The sequence below is a fragment of the Arthrobacter ramosus genome (assembly GCF_039535095.1).
GTDB lineage: Bacteria > Actinomycetota > Actinomycetes > Actinomycetales > Micrococcaceae > Arthrobacter > Arthrobacter ramosus.
This window is the reverse complement of the sequence record NZ_BAAAWN010000001.1, coordinates 2,055,895-2,075,158: the sequence shown is the minus strand read 5'-3', so window position 1 is coordinate 2,075,158 and position 19,264 is coordinate 2,055,895. Positions and strand designations below refer to the sequence as shown.

The window sequence follows — 19,264 nt, the reverse complement described above, 5'->3', positions numbered from 1 at the left end:
GCGCAACGGCGGCTGGAGTGAAGTCAACGCCAGGATTCGAAGGGTTGGGTCAACTGAAGTGAGACGAATCGGGGAAATTTGCCTCACTTCAGTTGACCCAACCGCGCATTTCCGAGGCGATGTGGTCCAACTTATTTGAGACGGGACATTCCAGATGTCAGTTTTCGCATTCAACGTGTCAGTTGACGGATTCCGGGTGATTCTCAGTTAAGTTGTCAGGGTGGCTGAATGTGAGGCTTTGAGGTCCCTGCCGGCGAATTCGACTGACTCGGTTCGGATTCTCGCTCGGTTGGATGGGCGCATGCTGGATGAGCCGGTGTTGGCGGCTTGGGCATCGCTGCGTCTGGAGTCTGCGCTGCCTGTTCGTTCGTTCTTTTCCTGGCCTGGTAAGCGGAATTACGAGGGTTTATGGTGGTCCAGTACAACCGGCTCGCATGTGGGTTTTGAGAGTCTGCTGGAGCGGGATTTCCTGATGCTTGCCGATTACGACGAGGACATTGTCGGCATTGCGTCCCAGCCGTTTGCCGTGCTGTGGCCTAGAGGGACTGAGGGTGCCCGTGGTCATGTGCCTGATTTCTTTGTGCGGCTGAGCGATGGCGGTGGACGCGTTGTGGATGTGCGGCATCCGGACCATCTGGAGGCCGGCCGCCGTCAGTTTTCCATGACCCGGGCGTTGTGCGAGGAGGCCGGATGGGACTATGAGGTGTTCTCCGGGGTTGCCGAGCCGGCGGCTTCGAACCTTCGGTGGCTCTCGGGATACCGTCTTCACAGATATGCCCCGGGCAGCACGATCGTGCCCGCGATCATGGATGCCGTCGGTTCGGGTGTCTCCGTGTCCGCTGGTGTGCGGCGCGCTTCGCGAATGCTGCGGCTCGAACCTTCCACCGTTCAGGCCCATCTGCTGCATTTGGCCTTCATCGGGGTCCTCCAAGTCGGCCTGGACGAGCCATTGTCGATGGAGACTTGGATCGCCCCGGCCCAGGAAAAGTCGCCGATGCCCAGACTGGCGGCTGCGTCGTGAAGTCCGTCCGCCTTTTCGATTTCATCCAGTTCGACGGAGGATCCTGGCAGGTTGTAGCCCAGGACGGGCCCGAGCTGGCCTTGAAGAATCTTGCTACCAATCGCATCCGACGGGTTCGGGTGGCCGATCTGTTGATCGATGATTCGTACTTGCCGGATGATCCCCCGGCCCTCCCCTCGCTGGACAATGCGGCTGCGTTGGAGAGGCTCTCCCCCGGCGCCCGTGACTGGGTCATGTCCCTGCACCGGCACGTGCATGAAGTGCTCCATGGGATTCCTCCAGGGTCACCGCCCGGCACGAACCCGAAGCCCGAATACGACCTGGCCAACCCCTTGCAGGTCCGGATCGAGGCCAAGTTGACGGAGCTCGCTGCCCGTGGGATGGCCATGACTGAGCGGACAATGTTCCGCCATATCGCCGATTACCGTGCGCATGGCATCGGGGGCCTCGCGGACGGCAGGGCCACCCGCGAGGTGCGCTTGGCCGGGCGAACCGATCCCAGAGTTCTTGCCCTGGTCGAGGCCGAGGTGTCCGGGCAGAAGGATGCTTCAACGGGCACGCGATCCCGCGTCATTGCTCGGGTCCGGGCGGTGGCAGCCAAGGCAGATCTCGCCGTGCCGTCGGATGCAACGCTCTACCGCATTTTGAAGAAAATCGAGGGTTCAAGGCACCCGTTCGGGAACGCGACCACGCGCCGGACCCAAGGAAACCGACCGGACAGGCCCTGGGGACGCCAAGCCCCGTCACGCCCCGGCGAGCTTGTGGAGATCGACTCGACGCCGATGGACCTCATGGTTGTTTATCCGGACGGCAGCAGCGGCCGGGTGGACCTGACCGTCGCACTGGACATCGCCACGCGCACTCCATTGGCCGCCATCCTGCGGCCGGTGGCAACGAAGGCAGTGGACGCGGCCGTGCTGCTTGCCCGTGCCATGACTCCCCTGCCGATGCAGCCGGGATGGGATGCATCGCTGAGCTATACGCGCTCCGTGCTCCCGCCCGGGATGCTTCCGGGTGATGAGGAAGTGCGCGCCGCGATTGCTGCCAAGCCGGTCATCGTGCCCGAATCCATCACGGTTGACCGCGGCAAGGTCTTTGTCGGCTCGACTTTCACGGCAGCTTGTGAGCGTCTGCAGATCAGCATCACGAAAGCCGCCCCTCGGACGCCCACGGACAAACCACACGTCGAACGGTTCTTTGCCGGCGTCAACACAGGATTCACCCAGTACCTGGCCGGCTACACCGGCCCGAACGTGGTCCGGCGGGGCAAGGCCCCAGCCGCCGAGGCCAGTTTCACCCTCGCGGAAGTGCAGAACCTGCTGGACTGGTGGCTTGTAGCGGTCTGGCAGAACCGTCCCCACCGGGGCCTTCGCCACCCGGCCATGCCGAAGAAGGACCTCACGCCCAACGAGGCGTTCGCTGCCCTGTCCAGTGTTGCACCGCAGGTCCCCGTGGCCCTGAGCCGCGATGACTACCTCGCGCTCCTGCCAATGGAATGGCGGCGCATCCAGCCGTACGGGATCAATTTCCATGGTCTCCACTACGACAATCCGGGCTTTCACCCATACCGGGGAGTCCCTTCCGGACTCCCTTCCCCGGCGGACGGACGCTGGGAAGTTCGGTATGACCCGTATAGGCTTCAGTCGATCTACGTCCGTGACCATGAGAAAGGTCAGTGGATCGAGGCGAAGTGGACCCTGTCCACGCACCTTGTGGGACCCTTTTCCCGAGACGTCCTTGCGGCTGCGAAGAAGGCCATCGACCGGCGAGGAGGGACGGTGCCCGGCGGGGATCTTCTTGCCGAGATCAATCGGATCCTGACCGCTCCCACCGGACGCGCCGAGCGTCAGGCTGCACAACGCACACACGCAACACCGTCGGCCGTCCCGGAACCGGCAGCCGCGCCGGACGCGATCACCGAACCCGCTGCTACGGAACCTACGCCGATCCCTGCGGCGGACCCAGTCATCATCGAGTTTCCCCGGCGCCGCCATGGCCAGCGCATCGATCTTCTGGAGGACTGAGACATCGCCATTCCGGACAGCCTGACCACATGGCGCGATTTTGTCGCGCACTCCCCCGAAGAGCCTCCAAGCCTGACGCTGCGAGAGGTGCGCGGGCTCTCCGCTGAGGCGAAGTCAGCCTATGACCGTGCCCGGTTCGCATGGCTCGCGGCAGACACGGTCCTGGAAACCATGGACACGCAGGCACTCTCCCGGCAAGCCCGAATCGCGATAGCACGCAACGCGGCCAGCACGGCGACCGCCAGGCGGGGCCTTGCCATCTCAGGCGCCGCAGGCATGGGGAAATCGACGGCGGCTCTGCTTCTTGGCAAACGCCACGAGAGATCTGAGCGCAAACGACTCGGACGCCAGGACGACCGGGGGTTCGCGCCCGTGGTCTACACAGTCGTACCGCCTGCCACGACGCCGAAAATGCTCATGCAGGCCTTCGCGCAGTGGCTTGGACTACCGGTGCTACCGAGAGCCACCGCACCGGCGCTCACCGAACAGGTCGTAGCCGTTTTGCGCACCATGGCCACGTCTTTAGTGATCGTCGACGAAGTGCACAACCTCAGAACGAACCGGCAGGCCGGAGCCGAAGCCGCAAGCACGCTCAAGCAGTTCGCGGACCGTTTGGACGCGACCTTTCTCTACGCCGGAATTGATCTTCCGACAACCGATCTTTTCGCCGGTGAGATGGGCCGCCAGATCAAAGCCCGCATGATCCTGCACGAGATGACCCCGTACTCCAGCGGGACGAAAGCAGACCGTGAATCGTGGGCCGATCTGGTGCTCGGAGTCGAAAACCTCCTACCGCTCGCTGCGCACATCCCAGGATCCCTTGCAGAAGAGTCTCTCTACCTCTGGGACCGGACCGGCGGGAGCATTGGCGCCCTTCGCGGCCTTCTTTCGGACGCAGCCATCGGCGCGATCCTCGAAGGCATCGAAAAGATCGACCGGCGCAGGCTCGAAGCAACAGCCACCGATTATGCAGCCCAGGAGCGCCATCGATCACACAACAGCGCCGGTGCCTCAAAGTCCAAGAAACCTGGACTCAGGATGGCGCAGTGATCCTTGAGCCTCTCCCGGTCCCGACCCGCCTCACCCACGGCGAAGGCATCGAGAACTACGCCACCCGCCACGCCCGACGAAACGGCACCAGCGTCGAACAAATCGAGAATGCCCTCCGTGAGGCCGGCATCATGCCCAAATCCCGGGCCCGGCGGCACCCCGAACGCCTTCAAGCATGGAGACAACTCGGCCGACTCCACGATCGGGTTTTCGACCAGCGGCTGTCGATCGGCGGCCACCCCGTCATCGAGCGGGTCCTGTGTCTGCGATGCGGCAACGGAAATCCGCGAATCGGCAGGATTCCGGCCATCGGCTGGGTTTGCGTCGCGCACCGGCGATGGATCGGCCGCGATCAGCTCGACATCAGGCAACTGCCTGAACTCGTTACCGCAGAACGCCGATTCAGATCCACACTGGTCTCCCGCCAAATCCACATCGGAACGCCCGCGATGCAAGCCGCGAGCGAATGCGCAAGTGCCGGCATCGCACTCTCCACCCTCGAAGAACGCGCCGCCCGCGCCGGAAGACACGAGCACGAAATGCTGATCTATCCGGAAACAGTGAACATCGCCCGACTCATAACCCGACCCGCCTTCAAAGACCGGATTCAGAACCTGGCCTACCCGGCAGAACAGAGACGCGACCGGATTGCCAACGAAATGGCGCGTGTTCTCATCCCCACCGGCGAAAGCCACCGACGCCGGGCCGCCGAGCGAATCGAAAACACACTCCGAAGACTCTCCCGCCGCGACATCGAATGGCTGATCTAAGGGTCCCCTGCGACGCCTGCGGAGGATCCGTACCGCATCAAGCTAGATGTCAATCAGTTTGTCTCGCCGTGTCTTCCAGACTTCAAAGGGATGAGCCATAGGCTCCAGTATCAGATCTGACATAGTGAAACGAGGGACTGGCAGCCTTGAGCAGACTGCCACCGCGACCGGCGTGGACATCACGGTTGCCGGCGGCATTAATCTCGCGGGTCTCCAGAGAATCGCATGGACCAACCAGACGGAAAATCTCACACAGGCGGTACTGAAATATGGCGAAAAGTAGCGCTGAACCCGGCTGGTGGCGCAGGGGAAGGTTATGGGCGAGATTTGTCTGGCTCGGTGTTGGCTTCGGCTTCGTGGCAGCAATAGTTCACCTTCTCAGCACCACGCTTCCCACTTTCAATCCGGTATTTGTCCCTTGGTATCTGTTCTACCTATTCCCTGAAGTCCTCTTTATGACGATTCTTGGAGCGTTAGTCGCGGGAGCAGTGATCGCTGCACGGTCGGGAATGGCCAAGGAAGCAACCCGCCGGGCGCGAGCGATTCTCTCGGGCGTTGTGGCCTTCGCAGTTTCAGGCGTGTTGGCCCTTGGAATCGCCAGCGCTACAAACACAGGGAACCCATTGGTGGTCGCGGTGATCACTGGCGCCCTGGTGGGTGGCGCCTTTGCAGTACTTTCCCACCGGCACATAACAGAAGCCTGGGAGAAATAGGACACTCATGTGCATCTAGCGGGCATCGAGCTGCCGAATTACGGAACTGACAACATGAACGAGAAATATCCGCCTGAATTTTTCTCATCCAACCTGTCAGTTCCCACGTCGCTACTGACAACTACATTGAGAACGGACACCAAACGGTCAACTGGGCACCCCAGCTACTCCGGCCCATAAATACCCGCGCTTGCCAGTTAAGCCACGGTGGGACTCACACTGATCCTCGCCATGCCTCCACTCTAATTTCAGCTAACTGCACTTTCGACGCAGGTCTTGGCTAGCAGGCCGCAATGTAGCGTTCTCGCCCCAGGGGATCCGGGCCGCGGGGCGCGGCGATCTTGCCAGCGTGATGACCCGAACTCGACGGTAGTTCCTCAGCTGTCCAGAAAGGCTAATCGGAGTCCGGCTGGCCGGTTTCGGGTTCTGCCCATTCGAGCGCGGCCACGAGGAGACTCTCGTTGGGAAGGGACTGCTGCTCGGCGGTGGGTAGCTTGTCGTAGGTGTAGGCGGCTACGGCCATGGGTGAGGTCGAGCGGCCGAGGCTGTACCTGACGCTGCGGTCGTTCTTGGTGCCGCAGATCAGGATGCCGATCGTTTCGTTGTGATGCTCACGGCGAAGGACGTCATCGACAAGCGCGACGTAGAAATTGAGCTTTCCGGCAAACTCGGGCTGGAACTTGCCAGTCTTAAGCTCAATGACCACGTAGCGGGATTGTTCGGTGTGGAAAAACAGCAAATCGGCGTTATTCCGAGCTCGGAATAACATAGATTGTTCCGATTCTCGGATTATTCGGATTGCTGCGAGGGCAGGCCCTTGACCTCGACAGTCTCCCGTGTGGGTCGGAATAATCCTGTCGTGCTTCGAGGCTGAGCGCGGGCTTCTTGGTCCGGGGCGTTTCCTGTCCATCGAAGGGGTTTCCTGTGCATCGTGGTGGGATCGCGGCCCATTCGGAGTGGCCGCGACCGTCCGATGGAGGTCCGGATCATGGAGAAGGGGTTATCAACGCTTGCTGAGGGCGTGCTGGCGGAAACCGCGAGTATCGGCTTAGCGGATGAGTCGGTCAGGTACTACCGAAGCTGCTGTCACGCTGTGATTAGGTTCTGCGACGGCCGAGGGATCGATCGGCTGACAGAACAGGCCGTGGAGGCGTTCCTGGCGGCCATCGACGAGCGGGAGCGCCGTGGGGAGATCGGTCCTACGATGCGGTCGGCGCTGGAGAAGACAGCCAGGATGATGCTGCAGTTTCAGGAGACCGGGGTCGTGGTCTGGCGGCGGCGCAGACCGGCGTCCGGCCTGAGCACGACTGGGGAGTCGGTCCTCATTGCCTTCGCCGAGTCGCTGCGCGGCGAGCTGGCATCGAGCTCGGCACGCCTGGCGGTCTGCGAGGCGCGCCAGTTCCTGCGCTACTTGGACAGCGCCGGCCGCACTCTCGGAGCGGCGACGCTTGATGATGTCCGTGGCTTCCTCGTCGCGGTCGGGCCCCGTCACACATCGGGCATGGGGAACACCGTGTGGGCGATCAAGCGGTTCTTCGGGTTCGCCAACCGGCAGGGCAGCTCGGAGCTGAAGGTCCAGGCCATGCTGGCAAGGGTCGGGCCGCGTCGGGCACGGGCGCTGCCGTGTTTCACGCCCGAGGAGACCGGCCGGATCCTCGCCGCGATCGAGACTGGCTCCCCGCGCGGGAAAAGGGACTACGCGATGGTCCGGTTGGCGTTGTCTACCGGGCTGCGCTGCGGCGACATCGTCTCGCTACGGCTGAACCAGATCGACTGGCGTCGGGATGAGATCCACTTGGTCCAGCACAAGACGTCAGCACCGCTGACACTGCCGCTGTCGGCAGAAGCTGGCAACGCGATAGCCGACTGGGTCCTGCATGGCAGACCGGTGTGCGAGACGCCTGAGGTCTTCGTCCGTGTCTACGCCCCGTTCGTGAAGCTGAGCGGCCCGACCGGGGCGCTGATCATGAATTGGTGGCTCCACAAAGCCGGAGTGTCCCACCAGGCCCACGACGGCAAGACCTTCCACGCCCTGCGGCGCACGACGGGCACTCGTCTGGTCGAGTCCGGTGCCGAGCTGGAGCTGGCCGCACAGGTACTTGGCCACGGCCAGCTCGCCTCCTCGAGGCGCTACATTGCCCTGGCAGATGAGTCGCTGCGGGAGTGCTGTCTGCCTCTGGACCGCTTCGTTCCAACCATGGAGGGCCTGTGATGAGCGCGGCATTCAGCAGCGGCTTCGCGGCACACATCGAGGCGATGCTCGAATGGCGAGTCGGTCTGGGCTACGCGAAGACCTTGGTCTATCCGATGAAGAGCTTCGACCGGTTCTGTGTGACCCGTCGGCCCGGCGAGACGATTCTGTCGCTGGAGCTGGTGACGGCCTGGTGCGAGGAAGGCACACGGACCGAATGGCCTGCCTACAAGGCCCACGCGATCCGCGAGTTCGGCAAGTACCTGAAGATAGTCGACGTTGAGGCGTTCGTGCTGCCTGCCGAGTGGATCAGCCACCACGCAAGGAGCCTGCCCCACATCTTCACCGACGAGGAGCTAACCACCTTCTTCTTGGCAGCCGACTCGATCACTGCCTGCTCGGCCAGCCCGTTTCGCGAGTACACCATCCCTGTGGTGTTCCGGCTGATGCTGGGCTGTGGGTTACGGCCGCAGGAAGCCCGGCGGCTGCACCGCCGCAACGTTGATCTCGACAAGGCGATCGTGATGATCGAACAGACCAAGTACAACAAGGACCGCCGCGTCCCGATCGACGCCGGCATGGCCGCCCTGCTTGCCCGCTTCGACGATCTGGCGAACCTGCGCCGCCCCGGCCGGGAGTTCTTCTTCGAACACCACCCCGGACAGCCCTACCCGGGCCGCTGGCTGACAGCCTCCTACCACCGTTGCCGCGCCATGGCTGGAGACTTAGCACCCGGCTCCACGCCCTACACGCTGCGCCACAACTATGCCACCCGCACCCTGACGCGCTGGGTTGAGGAAGGCCGCGACCTCAACGTGTGGCTGCCGTATCTGTCGGCCTACATGGGCCACGAGACCTACTCCGCAACCGCCTACTACATACATCTGCTGCCCGAGCGTCTGTCCGCAACAGGGCTGACCGGCACGGCAGGAATCATCCCGGAGGTGACGCCATGACCACGCCAACCGACAGTTTCTACCGGCACCTGCGCGAGTGGTTCACCGTGTTCCTGCCCCGACAACGCGGCGCCAGCCCCCGCACCATCACCTCCTGTCGTCACACCTGGAACATGCTCCTGGCCCACCTCGCCGATACCCGTCAGGTTCCACTCAGCCAGATCACCTTCACGATCCTCGACCGTGCCTGCGTCATCGGTTTCCTCGACCACATGAGGACGACGCGCGGTTGGACGGCGACGACCTACAACCAGCGACTGGCCTGCATCCGCTCCTTCTTCAGATACGCCGCCACCGCTGAGCCGACACTGGCCATGCACCTGGCCGACCTCAACGGCATCCCCCAACTGAAGACCCCGGCCACACCGACCGTTCGCTACATGACGACCACCGCTATCACCGCTCTTCTGGCGTCCCCCGACGCCAGCACCAAGACCGGCCTACGGGACCAGTTCTTCATGATCCTCATGTATGACCTGGCCGCCCGCGACGCCGAGATGCTCGCCCTGACCCTCGGCGACATTGACACCAAACGGCTCACCGTCGACCTGATCGGGAAAGGATCCAAACCCCGCCGTCTGCCCATCAACACCGAGACCGCCGCCCACTGTCGCCGCTACACCGCGGCCTTCCACGCCGACTTCGACCCTGGACAGCCGCTGTTCTACACGATCCACAGGCACCGCAAGACGTCCATGTCCGACGACAACGTTGCCAGGTTCCTCCGTCAGCACGCCGCCAAGGCCCGTGAAAGCTGCCCCGAAATCCCCGAGAAGGTCCACCCGCACATGCTGCGCCACTCCCGCGCCATGCAGCTTTACCAAGCAGGCATGCCGCTGGCGCTGCTCACCGAATGGCTCGGTCACGCTGACCCCGAGACCACGCTCATCTACGCACACGCCGACACTGAAATGAAACGTCAAGCCCTCGCCAAAGCCACCAGCGGAATCAGCACCAGCCCGCCAGCCGTGCCCATCTGGCACAACCACGAGGACATCATCCAGCGACTATGCGGACTCACCGACTGAGGCGTTATCCCGATAACCGCGGGAACCGGCGCAGCCCTTCCCCAGGTCACGCGCCCTTCAGGCGGCCACACCAACCGCCCTCGGAATAATCCGAGAATCGGAACAATCGACGTAGAAGTCGTCCCCGTCGACGTCGAAGTGCACTTGACGGCCGACGAATGCGAAGCCAGGGCCCAGTTCGCGGAGCGTTTCCGTGATTCTGCTAGTAAGTGCGTTTTCGAGGTCACGTTCGGCCACTTCACCTGAGAGCCCGAGGAATTCGAAGTTGTAGGGGTCTTTGGCTACCTGCTGGGCGAGCTCCGAGTCTGGAGCAACGAGGTGTTGCACAAAGTTCGAGGGCGCAGCGCCTGTACGCTCCAGCGTGTTGTTCATGATCATGTTCATGAGCACGTTGCGGGACCAGCCGTGCTGGACGGCAGCGGCGGCATACCAATCTCTTGCCGGCGGCTCGAGACGTTTGTCGAGAATGGTGCGAATATGGCCCCACGGCAAATGTCCCACAGGCTGTGGGACATTCGGGTCGAATGCCGGCCAGGCCTCAGCTAAGCCGCGCATGTACTGCAAGTTTGACCGCGACAGGCCCTTCATGTCCGGGAACTCAGCTCCCAGGTCTTCGGCCAGCCTTCCGATGACCCCACTCCCCCATCCTTCAGTTGCTTGGCGTCCCAGGATGGTCTTGCCGATGGACCAGTACAGTGTGATGAGCTCGGTGTTAACGGTCCGGATTGCCTGGGTGCGGGCAGCCCGCACCCGGTTCTTGAGCTCGCCGAGGAGGTCAGTGTAGCTGGCAGGCAGGGCGAGGTCGCGGGCGTCAGTCATGAGTTTGATCCTATCGATCGGCACCGACATGGTGGCGCTACGCCCCTTTAGATGAGGCAGAACACCAACGAAACTGAGACCTCCCGGAACTACTCTTCAGCCCTGGGACAGACTCTCATCGCCTTCTCGGACGGGGCGGCTGGTCCCGGCCCATGAATACCCTCGCTGCCAGCTAAACAACGGGAGTAGAAATGGATGTGAGAACCCAGGCTGTTCTGACGTCTAGCTTCGCTCCTCGTGAGCGGATCGCCAGACGTCTTCGAACGTTGATGCATCGATCGCCTCTGCTTTGAACTCAGTCTGCCCGGCGATTTCCTCCAAGGAAGGAAGGGCAACTTCCGCGAGCCACGTGCTTCCAGTGGCCGTTGATTCGTCTGCGAAGGTGGAGGTGCCGCCCCTGAACTGTTCGACTTTGCATGTCTCGAACCCCTTGGCATCTATCTCGCTATAGATGACTGTCGGATCTTCGTCGTAGCCGTGGTGCCATTCCAATCGTTGGTACCGTTTCATAGGAACCATAGATCCCTGACCATCACGGAGGAGCTGGCCACCATCCAGTTCGGGACAATCCAGACCGCCCTGCCGGAACCACTGGCCCAGCCGTAGCGCGAACTGGCCGCGAACCCAGGCCACTACCTGACAGCATCGCGTCCCAACACCGCCCGGGTATTCCGCGGAGCTTGACCCGATGACACTTCCATCCCGGACACCTCTCACAACCCGTCTTAGCAAGTTGTTCAGCACCGGGCCGCACGGCTCGGAACACTCTACGAACGCACCAAACTCACACCCGTGGCCCTCATCGGCCGAATCCCTTGGTTACTCCCCCACGACCATCGAACGCCACGTCGTAGACTCAGCCACTGCCTACGCGCAATACATCGCAGTTCAGTCCGGCTCGGGGAGCCGACGACAACCCTTTACGTCGGTCGTGGACAATAACCATTATGTGCGTGCTTCGTGCCGCGGGCCCATGAAACTCACAAAACTCACAGGTACTCACACCGCCGCGGTAGGCTTGCATCGGGCCAAACTCACAAGATACACAACGACTCACAGGAGCGCCGATGGACAACCCTTTCCGCCCTTCTGCCGGCGCTACTCCCCCGGAAATACTCGGGCGCAGTGGCGTGCTGGACGAATTTGAGTACGGACTGCGCCTAGGTTCCGGGGCCCCGGGCCTGTTGACTATTTTCACGGGAGCACGCGGCATCGGCAAGACCGTCATGATCGGCGCAGCCCATGATCTGGCCCGCGGACAGGGCTGGGCAGTCATTTCCGAGACAGCGACCGAAGGCTTTATGGGACGGATCGGGGAATCCATGCGGCAACTTGCTGAGGAACTTGGCACAGGCCCGCGGACCCGCCGCATCACCGCTATTGCCGCTGCTGGATTCAGCATCACCACCCAACTTCCGCCCGAACGGCAGGTCGCCTGGCGGACCCTCGGAGAAGGTCTTTTGCGACTTCTGGATGAGCGCAAGTCGGGCCTGGTCATCACCGTTGATGAGATCCATGCGGCGGACCGCAATGAACTGGCGCAGCTGGCCGCCAGCGTGCAGCATTTCATCCAGGACCGGCTCCCCATCGGTCTGGTCTTCGCCGGTCTGCCGGCCGCGGTGTCTGACCTCCTCAACGAAGGCGTGGCGACCTTCCTCCGCCGGGCGGACAAAATCGACCTCCACGCCGCAGCCGTCAGGGAAGTTGAGGATTCCTACGCCGCGACGTTCGCCAGAGCGGGGATCGGTCTGTCCCCCGACCTGGTCCACCGGGCGGCCGAGGCCACGGGAGGCTACCCCTTCCTGATCCAACTCGTCGGCTACTTCCTATGGCGTGAAGCCGAGAACAATGGCGGAACACTCACCGAAATCGAAGTCGGGCATGCGATTGACGCGGCACAGCGCCGCCATGCCCGGACCGTGATTGAGGCAGCCTTGGCCACGGCCTCCCCGAAGGACATGGACTTCCTGCTCGCCATGGCCGAAGACAATGAACCCTCCACTGCGGCAGACATTGGGCACCGCCTTGGAGCGAGGACCAACCTTGTCGCAAACTACCGAGCGAGGCTCTTGGCCGCGGGACTTATCGAAGCAAGCGGCCACGGGAAGGTCGACTTCGCCATCCCCGGCCTACGCCAACACCTCCGTGCGCAAGCAAGAACCTGACGACGCCGCAACGCTGCCCGGACAACGACTCGGCACTGCGGCCAGAACGGAGCCGCAGTGCAAGACACGGCTGGTGACAACAAGCGCAAGAATCGACCGCGACGCTGGGATTCTTGCGGGTCTCGGGCTTCAAAGTGCCCTCAATGCAGAAGAAGTCCATCAGCCTGCCCCGCCGGGTCAAGAACCCTGACCGCCATGCCGACTACCGGAAACGCCAGCCCGATGTCCTTGGCAATATGAAAGAAGTCCGGGCAAAGCGAGTGATTCAACTGTCAATTTTCTGACAGTTGAAGGCTCTGAAGATGTCTCCTTTCACGTCCTGACAGTTGAAAACCAAAGCCCTTCTTTCGGATTGCGATTTGTCCGGCTCTCTACGTACAGGACCACCCGAAGCGTGGTCGTCGCGCGTATGGGCGCGGTTGAAGAGAGGGGAACATCAGTGAGTCAAAGAAGATTCGAACGAGACGCCGCCATCCCGCGGGGACAGACAACGGGCTGGCGGGCGTTCGCCAAGACCGGTGCCCTGGCAGCCGCCGGCGCGTTGGCCCTGTCCGCCGTCGGAACCGGTGGCATCTTGGCCGCGCCTGCTGCGCACGCCGCAACTGACCTGCCCGGCATGCACCAATCGGGCATCACCGTCCAGGCTCCGCCGCCCCGGGCGTTTGGAGATTGGTCGATGTGGCTGGGATCCCTCAACCTGAACGGTGCCGCCGGAGGTCCCACGGCGTTCTGCTTCGATGTCGGGATTCCGGCCGGCCCGGCCGGATCCGGGGCGGTGGGTTCCCTGGGTAACCCGCAGCTTAACTACGCGATCCAGAAGTACCAGGGTGACCCTGCTAACCATCCCGCTTTGGCGTACCTGGCGCACGAGCTCGCGGATCCGAGATTCAACATGCCGTGGAATGGCATTGGGGCTCCCTACCCTAATCTCCGGGACTCAGCTGATCCGCAACTGCCCGGTGTCCGCGCCCAGGCCGCGGCGATGCTCGCCGACGCCCGGGCCAATTCCGGTCCTTACTCCACGCATCCTAAACTCTCGATGGACGCGAATGGTCGCAGCGGCACGGTCACCTCGACGGAACTGGTTTCCGCAGCCGGGAACAAGCTGAGCGGCTTCCCGGCCCGCGCCATCCTGAACGGCCCCGCCGTGTGGGCAGGAACGAACTCCCAGGCAGTCAACCTCCATACCGGAGATCAGCTCGGCTTCGCGGCTACCGGAAACGGAACAGTGTCCGTGACGCTGACGATCGACGCACCCGGGGTGTCAGCTACAACCTATTCGGTACCGGGGTTCCAGAACCTCCTCGTTGCCGGCGGCGCTCAACCCGTTGCGGGAACGTCAGCCGATGCCAAGGTGGTCTTCGACTTCCAACCCGAAGCAACGTCGACAGCTGGCCGGTTTGTGGAGGGCGGCCAGCCCCTGTTGGATGTCCTGCACGTGAATACGTCCACGGGAAACGCCAATGACTGGGCATTCGTGAACGATGGCAACGTTCCGGCCCGTTTCGACGTCGACTGGTACTACAGCCCGGTCAAACTCGCCCCGACCGCCCAGATCCCGGCAGCGGTCGTGAAGGTTGCTTCCGGAACGGGCACCGCAACGGGACCCGGTGACGTCAATGTGACCGCAGACAAGACGGCGGACAAAGCTGGCTACTATTACCCGGTGGCCCGCTTCTCCAAGGTGGCCCAGCCCGCCGAGCTGCAGCAGTACTTCCGTGCTGACTGGACCGCTGGCTTCAACGATCCTCATGAGGAGACGATCCAGAAGTACCAGCCCGAAGTGGTGACCAAGGCATCGGTCATTGAAAACGGCAAGGTCTACGACGTCATCACCGTGACCGGCAACGAGCCCGGCAAGGAACTCTCCGTCATAACGGATCTGGTTCTGACCTCCGCCGCCCCGATTGCCGGCGGCACCGAGACCGCGCCGGCTGATGCCGAGGTCATCAGTACCGTCACCACGAAGGTCACCGGCAACGGCGAGTTCAAGACCCCGGCCGTCGAGGTTCCGTGGGAGAAAATCGTCGCCGAGAAGTGGGCCAAAGGTCTGAAGGCCAACCTGTACTTCTCCGAGAAGATCGACGGTACCGAGTCCACCAAGGCGTGGGACGGCAAGGAACTGCTGCCCGGCGAAACCGTCCCGGTCGAGAAGCCTTCCATCGTCACCAAAGCCTCCGAGAGCGGCGTTGTGCCTCTCGTTGCTCACGATATCGGCATTGTCACCGGCACCATCCCGTCAGGGAGCGGCGTCAAAGTCACCACGAAGGTGAGCCAGTACAAGTTCGACGACTCGACCGATGGTTCCGCCCAGGCCGTCTGCGCCAACCCGTCCTGGACCTCCACGGATCAGGACGTCACCACAACAGGTGAAATCACCTACCCGAGCCACACCATCGCACACAAAGGCACCTACGGGTACGTCGAGGAACTCCACCTGACCATCGACAAGGGTCAGGGCAAGGAACCATTCACCGCGCAGTTGCACAAAGGCAACTGCGGCGAAAAGAACGAAAGCGTCATCGCCTTCCCCGAAGCCGTCACCGTTACCCCAGACAAGCCGGCCCTGGTGGTCAACGCCGGATTCGCGCCCACCACCGTCACGGCACAAGAAGCCGGGCCGAACATGCCGCTGCTGATTACAGGCGCCAGCACCTTCGCATTGGCATTCCTCGCCGGGGCGGGGCTGTTCTACCGCAAACGTTTCGCCAGCCGTGGTGCTGAAGCAGCCAGCGTCCATGCGGACGAACACGCCGACTAGAACCCCCTAGCCGGCCCCACCAAATAGACGCGGGGCACCTGGATGCAGCCATCCCGGCAGATCGGCCGGGTGCCCCGCCCCACACTAAGGAAAGTCCGATGGTCGGAATCCGCAACTATCCCGGCTCCCGGCGGTACCGCGTTGCAGTGACTGTCGTAATCATTTGTGGCCTGGCCGGAGCCACCGCAGGCGTCTTGGCCTTCACGGCACAGCCCGCTCCCCCACCGGCTCCGCAGGCACCCGTCCTGGCGCCGTTTACGGCGGCGGGACCGGACACCTACACCGGCCCGGCCGAGATCCCGCGCCTTCCGCCTGACACGCTCTCCATCCCCGGCGTGGACCTCAAAGTAGGCCTGGTGGACGAAGGGCATGACGATGCCGGTTACCTGGTGATCCCGGAAGCCCCCAAAGCCGCCACCTACACAGGGTCCGCGGCTGTCTGTTCAGCGAAGGGATCGACCCTGCTGGCCGGGCACGTGAACTTCCCGAATGGGTCGCCGGCGCCGATAGCTTCCCTCGTCCGCGTGACGAAGGGCATGCCGCTCTACGTTTCCGACTGGGCCGGCGTTACCTGCCGGTACAAGATCATCGGCCTGGAATCGCTGGCCAAAACATCCCTGCCCGCAGATACCTTTGCCATCGAAGGCCCACCCTTACTGCGGGTCGTCACCTGTGATCTTGCCAGCCCCTTCGTGCCCATTGCCGGGCAAGCCCAATTCGCCAACAACACCGTGGCCACCGCAATCCCCTGGCCATGACTCACCACTCCGGTCCAGAGCGTGTTCGCTCTGTCATGCAGGGATGTCCTCCCGGGAATGCATTGTGAGTGACGAGTAGGTTCCCGTTCGGGTCTTCTTGGGTCTCGTCTTGTTCCAGACCAGCGATGCCAACGCCGCTTGGACCCCGGGCAGGGCAAGAGCGTTCGCAGGGGAAATTCCCTGGAGGCGGCCCCAGAGATATCCGCGTTCGCTGCATACGAAGTCCACGAGTGCCCTTTTGTGTCCCTTGGGCACGCAGCTCAACGCCCTGTTCGTTTCCAACCGGGACAGCGCGGCCCCCGGCTCTGACGGGAATCCGGCCTCCTCCATGTGCCGGGCTGCTTGACGTTCGATAACCAGCAGACCCTGCTCTGCGACGTCGCGATCCCAGCCAGCCCTGATCAACAACGCCTTCAGTTCCTCCCAGAGAGGCGATGAACCGGCGGGTAGTGGCGACATGGCCAGCGGAATCTGAGGCCACTCGCATTCATGGCCGTACACCGATACCAGCGGCGCCCCCTCCCCCAGGCCGTGGTTCTTCTTCACATCCGCCCAAACGCCGTCCCGCACGTCACGCTCTGAGAGCCAGTGGCGTTGGGTGATAGTCAAGGTTCGGAGCCCGTTGCGGACAACCGCAAGCAGCCATGCACAGGCCGGGACGTCCGCGGGGATCCCGCTGTCGCAAAGCACCTCTGTGGCGTAGAACAGCGGATCTTCGGGGTCAATAGAGGGGAACTCGTGCTGAAAACGAGACAGCAGCGTCGGAAGAAATGAGCCGAACAACTCCCGGGTCGACGGACCGTTTTGGCCTTCTCGCTGCCATCCTGCGACCAGGTCCCGCAGAAAGGCGTCGCGTTCGGCTGAAGTCGAAAATTGCCCATGGGTTCCGGGACTCACGCGGCGACACCCCACTGCCTCGCAACATCGCTCATCAGTTCCGCGGCGGCGTGGAACTGGGCGGCCACCCGGCGCCGTCGTGCAGGATGCGCCTCGGGCAGTCGCTGGACCACAAGCTGAGATGCTCCCAAATTCCGGATGGAATCCATCAGCTCCCGCAGCTGGAGTTCCGCCAGCACGGCCGCGTCGGAAGGGCCGTGATCCACACCAAAGGCGCCGACATCTGCGAGGAACCCCTCCACATCGAAGATTCCCTCGTTGGAATCAGAGTTGGAATCAGAATGAACCAGTTCGCCTGCGATCCCATTCACTGGTACCGCTGGTGCACTGCGGCGCATTTTGCCGTCAAGTGACAATCTGACGGACGGCAGCGTTCCACCCTCTGCAACGCCCTTTGCGAGCAGGGTCTTCACCGTCTCGTGGGATACGCCCAGGACCGGGGCGATGGCCCGCAGCGACAAATTTCCGGCCGCCAACTCCATGGCGACACTCACCCGGGCATTGCCTCTCAGGCTCGGAAGGACCAGCCGCTCAGCATCCACCAACTCAGCCCACGTACTCAGGCCAAAGGCCTTCCACGCCCTTGCCTCGTACAGCTCCAAAGCAAGCTTCACGACCTGGTCGAGCAAACGGTCAACCACACCCACTTGGCGCTCAAGCTCAGCCAAACGCAGGCGCAACCGGTTCACCTTGACACGCGCACCCCCGACATCCAGCTCCCGCTGCATACCTGCGCACCTCCCCAAAAGTACTAAGGACCACCCTGTTTGCCGTCCAGCCGCTCGGTGAAACGGTCAAATGGGCTGCTATTAGAACTAGTGGCTCGTCGCTTCAATTTGTGTCGCAGAAGCTTTGGAAGCGATGAATGCGGTTGTGTCCGCGGCGCCCCGGAAATCGGCCGAGACCCTTCAAAACGTCCACATTTCCACGCTCTGCCATTGTCAACAGCATCTTCGTCGCCAACAATGAAGCATGCCGGTCTACGTGAGGTCTCTCGAAACTGCCGTACCGCCCACAGTGCTTGTGCAACCACAGGCGCGCGACGTTTTTGCATCCCAACCCGGCCTGACACGGCTTGGATCCCGGCTGGTGCGAACCTGCTTTGATTCAGCAGCCATCGATACCCGCTTCACCGCCGTCGCCGAATTGTCCCTTGATAATCACTCCGAGAATCCGTCGTTCTTTGACCCTGCCACGGGCCGCGTACTTAGCCCCAGCACCAAGGTCCGCAACGAAATCTTTGCCGTCGAAGCGACCAAATTGTTCATTGAGGCCGCCAAAGCCGCCGTCGGGAAATGTCCCGATATCGATTTACTTGACATAACTCATGTCATCACTGTTTCATGTACCGGATTTTTCAATCCCGGACCCGACTACAAAGTAGTCCGGGCCCTCGGACTCAGCCCCGCCGTGCAGCGCTATCACCTTGGCTTCATGGGTTGCTACGCGGCGTTCCCCGCCCTTCGTGCAGCCCGGCAGTTTTGCCAGGCCGATCCCTCTGCCGTCGTCCTGGTTATCTGCGTGGAGCTTTGCTCGCTCCACGTCCGCACCTCAAATGATCCGGACACCATCATGGGATCGGCGATCTTTGCGGACGGTGCGGCGGCCGCCGTCGTGACTTCCCGTGAACCCGAGGGTCCGGACCCGGTGATCAGGCTTGATCACTTCGAGACTGTCCTGACGCCCGTCGGCGAAGAAGCGATGGCCTGGAATATCGGCGACGAAGGCTTCGAGATGGTTCTCGGCACGTACGTGCCGCACATCATCGAGGAACACATCACCGGCGCGCTCGAGCCGCTGCTTGCCCGGGACCCCTCCTTGACTGGGCTCTCCTACCGGGACATTACGCATTGGGCCATCCATCCCGGCGGCCGCAGCATCCTCGACAAAGTCGAATCGAAACTTGAACTCACCGAAGAACAGATGATTCCCGCCCGCGAAGTCCTTCGCGACTACGGCAACATGAGCAGTGCCACCGTGCTCTTCGTCTTGAAGCACATTCTGGGACAAACTCCGGCAGAGCGGGAGGAACGCATCTGTTCCATGGCCTTCGGGCCCGGCCTCACCGTGGAGACGGGGCTGTTCACCAGGGTCTCCCCGGCTCTGTGATG

Annotated in this window: 16 protein-coding genes and 1 pseudogene; 12 read left to right on the top strand and 5 right to left on the bottom strand. The window is 62.5% G+C overall.

Annotation, left to right across the window (positions count from 1 at the left end):
• Positions 1-301 precede the first annotated feature (301 nt).
• The 5 genes from ABD742_RS09600 to ABD742_RS09580 all read left to right on the top strand — a co-directional run bounded on the left by ABD742_RS09600 (position 302) and on the right by ABD742_RS09580 (position 5,578).
• Positions 302-1,021 carry a TnsA-like heteromeric transposase endonuclease subunit gene (locus tag ABD742_RS09600; protein WP_234749270.1) on the top strand — a complete coding sequence of 240 codons (720 nt, stop codon included), beginning with the start codon at positions 302-304 and terminating at the stop codon, positions 1,019-1,021.
• Positions 964-3,045 carry a Mu transposase C-terminal domain-containing protein gene (locus ABD742_RS09595; RefSeq protein WP_344787762.1) on the top strand — a complete coding sequence of 694 codons (2,082 nt, stop codon included), beginning with the start codon at positions 964-966 and terminating at the stop codon, positions 3,043-3,045. The genes ABD742_RS09600 and ABD742_RS09595 overlap by 58 nt, the downstream gene beginning before the upstream one ends.
• An 87-nt stretch (positions 3,046-3,132) precedes the next feature.
• Complete coding sequence (locus ABD742_RS09590; RefSeq protein WP_234749271.1) at positions 3,133-4,095, top strand: TniB family NTP-binding protein; 963 nt, start codon at positions 3,133-3,135, stop codon at positions 4,093-4,095.
• A complete protein-coding gene (locus ABD742_RS09585) occupies positions 4,092-4,865 on the top strand; it encodes a hypothetical protein (protein WP_234749272.1) in 774 nt (257 codons plus the stop codon). The genes ABD742_RS09590 and ABD742_RS09585 overlap by 4 nt, the downstream gene beginning before the upstream one ends.
• 356 nt (positions 4,866-5,221) lie before the next feature.
• Entirely contained in the window at positions 5,222-5,578 is a 357-nt protein-coding gene (locus ABD742_RS09580) for a hypothetical protein (protein ID WP_344787759.1), read from the top strand.
• A 394-nt stretch (positions 5,579-5,972) separates the two neighbouring features.
• Here ABD742_RS09580 and ABD742_RS09575 read toward each other — a convergent pair.
• Positions 5,973-6,320: pseudogene (locus ABD742_RS09575) on the bottom strand (PDDEXK nuclease domain-containing protein); the annotation flags it as partial.
• A gap of 402 nt (positions 6,321-6,722) precedes the next feature.
• Between ABD742_RS09575 and ABD742_RS09570 the strand changes: the two are divergent.
• The 3 genes from ABD742_RS09570 to ABD742_RS09560 are packed head-to-tail and all read left to right on the top strand — an operon-like array spanning position 6,723 to position 9,753.
• Positions 6,723-7,790 carry a tyrosine-type recombinase/integrase gene (locus ABD742_RS09570; protein ID WP_344787757.1) on the top strand — a complete coding sequence of 356 codons (1,068 nt, stop codon included), beginning with the start codon at positions 6,723-6,725 and terminating at the stop codon, positions 7,788-7,790.
• Positions 7,790-8,725 carry a tyrosine-type recombinase/integrase gene (locus ABD742_RS09565; protein WP_234749274.1) on the top strand — a complete coding sequence of 312 codons (936 nt, stop codon included), beginning with the start codon at positions 7,790-7,792 and terminating at the stop codon, positions 8,723-8,725. The genes ABD742_RS09570 and ABD742_RS09565 overlap by 1 nt, the downstream gene beginning before the upstream one ends.
• A complete protein-coding gene (locus tag ABD742_RS09560; protein ID WP_234749275.1) occupies positions 8,722-9,753 on the top strand; it encodes a tyrosine-type recombinase/integrase in 1,032 nt (343 codons plus the stop codon). The genes ABD742_RS09565 and ABD742_RS09560 overlap by 4 nt, the downstream gene beginning before the upstream one ends.
• A 57-nt stretch (positions 9,754-9,810) precedes the next feature.
• Here the strand turns inward: ABD742_RS09560 and ABD742_RS09555 are convergent, their stop codons facing one another.
• Both ABD742_RS09555 and ABD742_RS09550 read right to left on the bottom strand, forming a co-directional pair.
• On the bottom strand, positions 9,811-10,572 hold the full coding sequence (locus ABD742_RS09555) for a PDDEXK nuclease domain-containing protein (protein WP_234749276.1): 762 nt from the start codon (positions 10,570-10,572) through the stop codon (positions 9,811-9,813).
• 222 nt (positions 10,573-10,794) lie between these two features.
• On the bottom strand, positions 10,795-11,082 hold the full coding sequence (locus ABD742_RS09550; protein WP_234749277.1) for a DUF6881 domain-containing protein: 288 nt from the start codon (positions 11,080-11,082) through the stop codon (positions 10,795-10,797).
• A gap of 557 nt (positions 11,083-11,639) precedes the next feature.
• Here ABD742_RS09550 and ABD742_RS09545 point away from each other — a divergent pair.
• From ABD742_RS09545 to ABD742_RS09535, 3 genes are all read left to right on the top strand, one after another.
• Positions 11,640-12,737: an ATP-binding protein gene (locus tag ABD742_RS09545; protein WP_234749278.1), complete on the top strand. Its 1,098-nt coding sequence runs from the start codon at positions 11,640-11,642 to the stop codon at positions 12,735-12,737.
• Positions 12,738-13,176: 439 nt separating this feature from the next.
• Complete coding sequence (locus ABD742_RS09540) at positions 13,177-15,498, top strand: hypothetical protein (protein WP_234749279.1); 2,322 nt, start codon at positions 13,177-13,179, stop codon at positions 15,496-15,498.
• A gap of 98 nt (positions 15,499-15,596) precedes the next feature.
• Entirely contained in the window at positions 15,597-16,256 is a 660-nt protein-coding gene (locus ABD742_RS09535) for a class F sortase (RefSeq protein ID WP_234749280.1), read from the top strand.
• 33 nt (positions 16,257-16,289) lie between these two features.
• On the opposite strand, the gene ABD742_RS09530 is transcribed toward ABD742_RS09535, so the two are convergent.
• Both ABD742_RS09530 and ABD742_RS09525 read right to left on the bottom strand, forming a co-directional pair.
• Positions 16,290-16,865, bottom strand: coding sequence for a hypothetical protein (locus ABD742_RS09530; RefSeq protein WP_234749281.1), 576 nt, complete (start codon positions 16,863-16,865; stop codon positions 16,290-16,292).
• A gap of 284 nt (positions 16,866-17,149) precedes the next feature.
• Complete coding sequence (locus tag ABD742_RS09525; RefSeq protein WP_234749282.1) at positions 17,150-17,881, bottom strand: hypothetical protein; 732 nt, start codon at positions 17,879-17,881, stop codon at positions 17,150-17,152.
• A gap of 244 nt (positions 17,882-18,125) precedes the next feature.
• Here ABD742_RS09525 and ABD742_RS09520 point away from each other — a divergent pair, with 244 nt between their 5' ends.
• Complete coding sequence (locus ABD742_RS09520) at positions 18,126-19,262, top strand: type III polyketide synthase (RefSeq protein WP_234749284.1); 1,137 nt, start codon at positions 18,126-18,128, stop codon at positions 19,260-19,262.
• Positions 19,263-19,264 lie beyond the last annotated feature (2 nt).